The organism is Amycolatopsis sp. NPDC114478, assembly GCF_055633805.1.
This window is the reverse complement of the sequence record NZ_JBVKDO010000012.1, coordinates 268899-275739: the sequence shown is the minus strand read 5'-3', so window position 1 is coordinate 275739 and position 6841 is coordinate 268899. Positions and strand designations below refer to the sequence as shown.

Here is a 6841-nt window from a genome sequence, read left to right as displayed (position 1 = left end):
ATGACCGAAGACCTCGCGGTCGCCGCCCCGGCCCCCGCCGCGGTTACCAGTCCGGCCAAAAGCAGGCCGACCCTCGCGCGGTACGCAACCGTTGCTACGGAGCCATTCGGCCGTGACTGTGGCCGGACTGGTAACGATCAGCACAGTACCGATCCGCGCGCGGGCAGCTTCCGCGTCGACGCCCACCACGGCGAGATCCTGCAAGGGGTCTTCGTCGCCGGCGGCCGGCTGCGCCGTGGCCTGGTCACCCTGCCGTGCCCGCTCTACAGCACCCGCGCCACCTTCCTGCCCACCAGGGACACCGCCGTCGCCGGCACCATCGTCCGGCCCGCGTGGCGCAGCAAGGCCCGGCGCGCCGCCGACCTCACGCTGGCCCGGCTGGGCCACCCGGTGCCGGGCGGGCTGCTCGACATCACCAGCGACATCCCGCTGTGCCGCGGCTTCGGCTCGTCGACGGCGGACGTGACGTCGGCGATCGGCGCCGTCCTCGCCGCGACCGGCCGCCGGCTTTCCCCGGCCGAGGTCGGCGCGCTGGCGGTCGAGGCCGAAACCGCGTCGGACTCCCTCATGTACGGCGGCCGGGCGGTGGTCTTCGCGCACCGCGAAGGCGAGCCGATCGAGGACCTGGGCGAGCTGATGCCGCTGGCCGTGCTGGGGTTCGGCACCAGTCCGGGCGGCCGCGGTGTCGACACCCTCGAACTCACGCCCGCGCGCTACACGTCGTGGGAGATCGAGGCGTTCCGCCCGCTGCGCGGCCTGCTTCGCCGCGCTGTGCGGGACGGCGACGCGGGCCTGCTCGGCCGCGTCGCCACCGCCAGCACCTTGCTCAACCAGCGGCACCTGCCCGTGCCGGGGCTGGACGGCATCCTCGCCGTCGCGCGCGCCGCCGGGGCCGTCGGCGTGCAGGTCGCCCACAGCGGCGACGTCGCCGGCCTGCTCTTCGACGCCACCGACGCCGAAACCCCGGCGCGGCTGGAGTTCGCCGCGACGCGGCTCGACGTGACCGAGACCTGGCAGTTCGAAACCGAGAGGTGAGTCCGATGACCCTTGCCGCACCCGTCAGCCGGTCCGTCGTGGAGGCGACCGAGCTGCCCCGGATCATCCGGATCCGGCCCAACTTCCACGTCGCCGCCTTCGGCCTGATGAAGCTGCTGCCCGCCCGGTTCATGCTCGACCGCGCCGAGGAACGCGGCGAAGTCGGCCCGGGCACGACCGTGCTCGAGACGTCGTCGGGCACCTTCGGCCTCGGTCTCGCGATGGTCTGCCGGCTGCGCGGCTATCCGCTCACGATCGTCGGCGACCCGGCGATCGACGCGCCGCTCAAGCGCCGTCTCGAACACCTCGGCGCCCGCGTCGAGATCTGCCCGGAGCCCAGCCCGGTCGGCGGGTACCAGCGCGCACGGCTCGACCGGCTCGAGGAGCTGCGCGCGGAGTACCCGAACCACTGGGTTCCGGGCCAGTACAGCAACCCCGACAACCCGCGGTCGTACGCGCTGGTGGCCGAGCAGCTCGCCGAGACCATCGGCGTCCCGGACTGCCTGGTCGGCGCGGTCGGCTCCGGCGGGTCGACGTCCGGCACGAGCTCCTTCCTGCGGATGCTCGTCCCCGACCTGACGCTCATCGGCGTCGACACCCAGCGCAGCACCATCTTCGGCCAGCCGGACGGGCCGCGCGTGCTGCGCGGGCTCGGCAACAGCCTGGTGCCGCCGAACGTCGACCACGGCAGCTACGACCAGGTCCACTGGATCGGCGCGGCCGAGGCGTTCGCCGCGACGCGGGACCTCTACGCCCGGCACTGCCTGTTCATGGGCCCGACGAGCGGCGCGTCGTTCAAGGTCGCCGACTGGTTCTCGCGCCGCAACCCGGACGCCACGGTCGTCGCGCTGCTCCCGGACGAGGGCTACCGCTACCAGGACACGGTCTACTCCGACGAGTGGCTGCGCGCGCAGGGACTGGCGCACGCCTGCGCGGCCGAGCCGTACGAGGTCGTCGCGCCGACCGAGCCCGGCGGGTCGTGGACGTGGCTGAACTGGGGCCGGCGCTCGCTGGCCGCCGCGTCATGACGCGCACGCTGCTGCTCGTCGAGAGCAACACGACCGGCACCGGGCGGCTGTTCGCCCGGCAGGCCCGTGCGCTCGGGTTCGAGCCGGTGCTGGCCGCGGCCGACCCGTCGCGCTACCCGTACGCGGCCGAGGACGGTGTGCGCGTGGTCCGGTGCGACACGGCGGACGCGTGCGCGGTGCTCGACGCCGGCATCGGCGAGCCCGCCGGGGTGACGAGCAGTTCGGAGTACTTCATCCCGGTCGCGGCCCGGATCGCGGCGAAGCTGGGGCTGCCCGGACCGGATCCGGTCGCCGTGGCGGACTGCCGGAACAAGGCGCACCAGCGTGCGGTCCTCGGGGCGCCGTGCACGGTGGCGACGTCGGTGTCCGAGGCGGTCGCGGCGGCCACCGAGTTCCCGGTGGTGCTCAAGCCGGCCGAGGGGTCGGGCAGCGTCGGCGTGCTGCGGTGCGAGACGCCGGAGGCGGTGGCCGCCCAGGCGGCGGCACTGCTTTCGGTGACGCACAACGAACGCGGGCTGCCGGTGCCGGCGCAGGTGCTGGTCGAGCCGTACGCGAGCGGGCCGGAGTACTCGGTGGAGATGTTCGGCGACGTCGTGGTCGCGGTGGTCCGCAAGCACCTCGGGCCGGCGCCGTTCTTCGTCGAGGTCGGCCACGACGTCCCGGCCGCGTTGCCTCCGGCGGACGAGACGGCGTTGATCGACACGGCCCGGGCCGCGGTGACCGCGCTGGGCCTGGGCTTCGGCGCGGCGCACGTCGAGATCCGGCTGACGCCGTCCGGGCCGCGGTTGATGGAGGTGAACCCGCGTCCGGCCGGGGGCATGATCCCGGAGCTGGTCCGCGCGGCGACCGGCGTCGACCTGGTGGCGGCGCAGGTTTCCGCGGTGCTGGGGCTTCCCCCGGACCTCCGCGCCACTCGCCGGGCGTGTGCGTCGCTGCGGTTCCTCACGGCCACCGCCACGTCGGTGCTTTCGGCCAGGGACGCGGTGGCGAAGGCGTCATGCGTGCCGGGCGTGGCCGAAGCCCGGCTCTACCGCGCGGACGGCACTCTCGTCCGCCCGGCGCGCGACTACCGCGACCGGGCCGGGCACGTGCTGGCCGTGGCGGACCGTCCCCGCGGTGCCCGCGCGGCCGCGGTGGCGGGACTGGATCGCCTTCGTGCCGCCCTCGTGCCGGAAGGAGCACACCGATGACCCTGCGGTTCCTCATCACCACCGTGGCCCAGACCGCCCGCGCCGATCGCGCGGACGACGAACGGGACGAAGAACGTCCCGCACCCCACCCGGAGACCCCGGAAGGAGCACCTCGATGACCATCGCCCCAGGCGGGACCGGCCGGCTCACCAGCCCCATCTCCGCCGCGGCCCGAGAAATCCTCTTCGACCGCGACACCGCACCCGCCCCCGACCCCGTCGCCGCCGAGCTCGGGCTGATCAGCCAGGTCGACCGCGCGCACGTCGTGATGCTCGCCGAACGCGGCATCGTCGAGCCGGGGCCCGCGGCCGAGCTCCTGCGCGGCATCGAAACCCTGCGGGCGCAACGGTTCGCGCCGCTGCACGACCTCCCCGCACCGCGCGGCCGCTACCTCGCCTACGAGTCCCACCTCATCGACACCCTCGGCGCCGAGGTCGGCGGGATCCTCCACAGTGGACGCTCGCGCAACGACCTCAACGCCACCGTCGTCCGGCTGCGGCTGCGCGAACCGCACGAACGCCTGCTCGCCGAGTCCGACACGCTCGGCCGCGCCCTGCTCGACCGGGCGCGGCGCTGGGCCGGCGTCACCATGCCCGCCTACACCCACCACCAGCCCGCCGTCCCGATCACCTACGGCCACTACCTCGCCGGGGTGGCGAGCGCGCTGGTCCGCGACGTCGAAGGCCTCTGGCAGGCCGGCGCCGAGATCGACCAGAACCCGCTCGGCGCGGGCGCGGTCGGCGGCACGTCCCTGCCGGTGGACCAGCACCGCACCACCGCGCTGCTCGGCTTCGCCACCCCGATCGCGAACTCGCTGCACGCCGTCGCGTCCCGGGACCTGGTGCTGCGGCAGCTCTCCGCGGCCACCGTCCTCGGCGTCCTGCTCTGCCGCGTCGCCCACGACCTGCAGGCGTGGACCAGCGCCGAGGCCGGGCTGCTGCGGCTGGCCGACGACGTCGTCGGGTCGAGCTCGATGATGCCGCAGAAGCGCAACCCGTTCCTGCTGGAACACGTCCAGGGCCGGGCGCTCGCGCCGCTCGGCGCGTTCACGGCGTCGGCGAGCGCGATGGCCACCGCGCGGTTCACCAACGCCATCGCCGTCGGCACCGAGGCAGTCGCGCCGGCGTGGTCGGCGCTGGAAGCCGCGACCGACGCCGTCGTCCTGCTGCGGCTGGTCGTCGAGGGCGCCGAACCGGTGCCGGACCGGATGTACGCGCGGGCCGTCGACGGCCAGACCGCGGCGACGCACCTGGCCGAACGGCTCGTCGACGCGGGCGTCCCGTTCCGGCAGGCCCACCACGAAGTCGGCGCCATCGCGAAGGAGGCCCTCGACGCCGGGTCGCCGCTGCACGAGATCGCCCGCGTCCGGCTGGCCGGGCAGCCCGAGCACGTCCTCGCCGCGCTCGACCCGGCCGAGGTCGCGCAGCACGCGGCGCACGGCGGCGGCCCGGCGCGGGCGTCCGTGCTCGCCGCCGTCACCGAAGCCGAGACGGCGTTCGCCCGGATCCGCGCCGCCGCGGAAGAACGCCGCTGGCGCTGGAGCCAGGCCGAAGTCGGCCTCGACGACGCCGTCCGAACCCTCATCCGCTGACCTCCAAGGAGCCTGTTGTGACCACCTTCGCCGACGACCTCGCGACCCTGCGCCCGGAGACCGCGTCCACTCAGGACACTTACGTCGAGCTGCGCAGCGACACGTTCACCCTGCCCACGCCGACGATGCTGGAAGCCGCCGCGCGCGCCCCGCTCGGCGACGACGTCTACGGCGAAGACCCGACCGTGGACCGGCTGGAGCAGCTCGCCGCCGAGCTGCTCGGCAAGCAGGCCGGCTGCCTGATGCCGAGCGGCACCATGGCCAACCTGACCGCGCTGCTCGCGCACTGCCCGCGTGGCGGCAAGGCGATCGTCGGGCACGAGTCCGATGTGTACGTGTACGAAGCGGGCGGCGCGTCGCTGTGCGGCGGCATCGTCTACGACCCGCTGCCGAACCTGCCCGACGGCACGATCGATCCGGCGGCCATTGCCGAAGCGTGCGCGGTGGACCGCAGCGACCCGCAGATCGCGCCGCCGGCCGTGCTGAGCCTGGAGACGCCGCAGAACCGGTGCGGTGGGCTGCCTCTGCAGCTGGACTACCTCAGCGAGGTGTCGCGGCTGATCCGGTCGCACGGCATCGCCCTGCACCTCGACGGCGCCCGGTTGTTCAACGCGGCGGTGGCGCTCGGCGTCAGCGCGGCCGAGGTGGCCAAGCACGCGGACACCGTGCAGATCTGCCTGTCGAAGGGCCTGTGCGCGCCGATCGGCTCGGTGCTGGTGGGCGACCGCGTGACGATCGCGGCGGCGCGTCGCATGCGCAAGATGCTCGGCGGCGGCATGCGCCAGGCGGGGATGATCGCGGCGTGCGGCATCGTGGCGCTGACGGACATGACCGAGCGCCTGGCCGACGACCACGCCCGCGCGGCGCGGCTGGCGCGTGGCCTGTCGCGCATCCCCGGCGTCCGGCTGGACCCGGGGCCGCCGTTGACGAACATGGTGTTCTTCAAGGTCCGCGACGACCGCTACACGACCCGCACGCTGATCGAGGCGGCCCGCCGTCGCGGGATCCGGGTGGAGGAGCTGGGCACGGACCGCATCCGCGCGGTGACGCACGCGGGCATCGACGACGACGCGGTCGACCGCGCGATCTCGGTGTTCGGCGACCTCCTGGGCCACGACGCGATGGTGCGCTGAGGCCCCGGCGGCCCGGGGCCCGGCGCGGGCACCGGGCCGTCTAAGGTGGGCGGATGGGGAAGATCAGGCAGGTGCAGATCACGTTCGACTGCGCGGAACCCGAACGCGTCGCCCGGTTCTGGTGCGAGGTGCTGGGGTACGTCGTCCCGCCGGCACCTTCGGGGTTCGCCTCCTGGTCGGAGTTCGACGCCTCGTTGCCCGCCGACCGCCAGGGGGCGGCCTTCGCCTGCGTCGACCCGTCCGGAGAGGGACCGCGCCTGTTCTTCCAGCGCGTGCCGGAGGGCAAGGTCGTGAAGAACCGCGTCCACCTGGACGTCCGGGTGGGCACGGGGTTGGCGGGCCAGGAGCGGCTCGCGGCGCTGGAGGCCGAGCAGGACCGGCTGATCGCGCTGGGGGCGAGCCACTTCGAGACGCTGTACGCCGACGGGGTCAACGAATCGTGCATCGTGATGCAGGACGTCGAGGGCAACGAGTTCTGCCTCGACTGAGGCGCCTCAGCACAGCTTCCCGGTGTAGTAGGCCCCGCGGTAGATGAGCGCGGGCCCGAGGTGCGTTTCGCCCGGGCCGACACACCGGTTCTTGTCGGGTTCGCCCACCAGGTCCATGCGGATCTGGATGTGGGAGCCGTCCGACGTGCAGTGGCCGTAGTAGGCCTCGATGCCGCGGATGAAGTAGCCGCAGTTCGCGGTCGTGGTCGCCGCCGCCGGCGTGGCCAGCAGGGCGGCCGCGGCCGCTGCCACGCCGAGTGCCGCGGTGATACGGGTGAACGTCATGGGTCCCTCCTCGGGGCGGCGGTCCGGCCGGTCCGGCAACCGCCGACCTGCCCACGCCCCGGACACGGGCCCGGTTGATCACGAACCGCCG

General features: G+C 74.1%; 8 protein-coding genes. 7 read left to right on the top strand and 1 reads right to left on the bottom strand.

Features of this window, described 5'->3' with window-relative positions; translation table 11 throughout:
- The 7 genes from ACZ7OH_RS30990 to ACZ7OH_RS30960 are packed head-to-tail and all read left to right on the top strand — an operon-like array spanning nucleotide 1 to nucleotide 6465.
- On the top strand, nucleotides 1-1035 hold the full coding sequence (locus tag ACZ7OH_RS30990) for a GHMP family kinase ATP-binding protein (RefSeq protein WP_470284052.1): 1035 nt from the start codon (nucleotides 1-3) through the stop codon (nucleotides 1033-1035).
- 5 nt (nucleotides 1036-1040) lie between these two features.
- Nucleotides 1041-2063, top strand: coding sequence for a pyridoxal-phosphate dependent enzyme (locus ACZ7OH_RS30985; RefSeq protein WP_470284051.1), 1023 nt, complete (start codon nucleotides 1041-1043; stop codon nucleotides 2061-2063).
- Nucleotides 2021-3253 carry an ATP-grasp domain-containing protein gene (locus tag ACZ7OH_RS30980; protein WP_470284050.1) on the top strand — a complete coding sequence of 411 codons (1233 nt, stop codon included), beginning with the start codon at nucleotides 2021-2023 and terminating at the stop codon, nucleotides 3251-3253. The genes ACZ7OH_RS30985 and ACZ7OH_RS30980 overlap by 43 nt, the downstream gene beginning before the upstream one ends.
- On the top strand, nucleotides 3250-3372 hold the full coding sequence (locus tag ACZ7OH_RS30975; protein ID WP_400899092.1) for a hypothetical protein: 123 nt from the start codon (nucleotides 3250-3252) through the stop codon (nucleotides 3370-3372). Before ACZ7OH_RS30980 ends, ACZ7OH_RS30975 begins: the two co-directional genes overlap by 4 nt.
- On the top strand, nucleotides 3369-4844 hold the full coding sequence (locus ACZ7OH_RS30970; protein ID WP_470284049.1) for an argininosuccinate lyase: 1476 nt from the start codon (nucleotides 3369-3371) through the stop codon (nucleotides 4842-4844). Before ACZ7OH_RS30975 ends, ACZ7OH_RS30970 begins: the two co-directional genes overlap by 4 nt.
- Nucleotides 4845-4861: 17 nt before the next feature.
- Nucleotides 4862-5977, top strand: coding sequence for a GntG family PLP-dependent aldolase (locus ACZ7OH_RS30965; RefSeq protein ID WP_400899095.1), 1116 nt, complete (start codon nucleotides 4862-4864; stop codon nucleotides 5975-5977).
- Nucleotides 5978-6030: 53 nt separating this feature from the next.
- Nucleotides 6031-6465 carry a VOC family protein gene (locus tag ACZ7OH_RS30960; protein ID WP_470284048.1) on the top strand — a complete coding sequence of 145 codons (435 nt, stop codon included), beginning with the start codon at nucleotides 6031-6033 and terminating at the stop codon, nucleotides 6463-6465.
- A gap of 6 nt (nucleotides 6466-6471) precedes the next feature.
- Here the strand turns inward: ACZ7OH_RS30960 and ACZ7OH_RS30955 are convergent, their stop codons facing one another.
- Nucleotides 6472-6750 carry a DUF6355 family natural product biosynthesis protein gene (locus ACZ7OH_RS30955; protein WP_400899099.1) on the bottom strand — a complete coding sequence of 93 codons (279 nt, stop codon included), beginning with the start codon at nucleotides 6748-6750 and terminating at the stop codon, nucleotides 6472-6474.
- Nucleotides 6751-6841: the final 91 nt, after the last annotated feature.

What these genes read in the sequence shown, in the direction of transcription:
- ACZ7OH_RS30970 (WP_470284049.1), top strand. Translation starts at nt 3,369, where the DNA reads ATGACCATCGCCCCAGGCGGGACCGGCCGGCTCACCAGCCCCATCTCC.
- ACZ7OH_RS30975 (WP_400899092.1), top strand. Translation starts at nt 3,250, where the DNA reads ATGACCCTGCGGTTCCTCATCACCACCGTGGCCCAGACCGCCCGCGCC.
- ACZ7OH_RS30985 (WP_470284051.1), top strand. Translation starts at nt 1,041, where the DNA reads ATGACCCTTGCCGCACCCGTCAGCCGGTCCGTCGTGGAGGCGACCGAG.
- ACZ7OH_RS30990 (WP_470284052.1), top strand. Translation starts at nt 1, where the DNA reads ATGACCGAAGACCTCGCGGTCGCCGCCCCGGCCCCCGCCGCGGTTACC.
- ACZ7OH_RS30960 (WP_470284048.1), top strand. Translation starts at nt 6,031, where the DNA reads ATGGGGAAGATCAGGCAGGTGCAGATCACGTTCGACTGCGCGGAACCC.
- ACZ7OH_RS30955 (WP_400899099.1), bottom strand. Translation starts at nt 6,750, where the DNA reads ATGACGTTCACCCGTATCACCGCGGCACTCGGCGTGGCAGCGGCCGCG.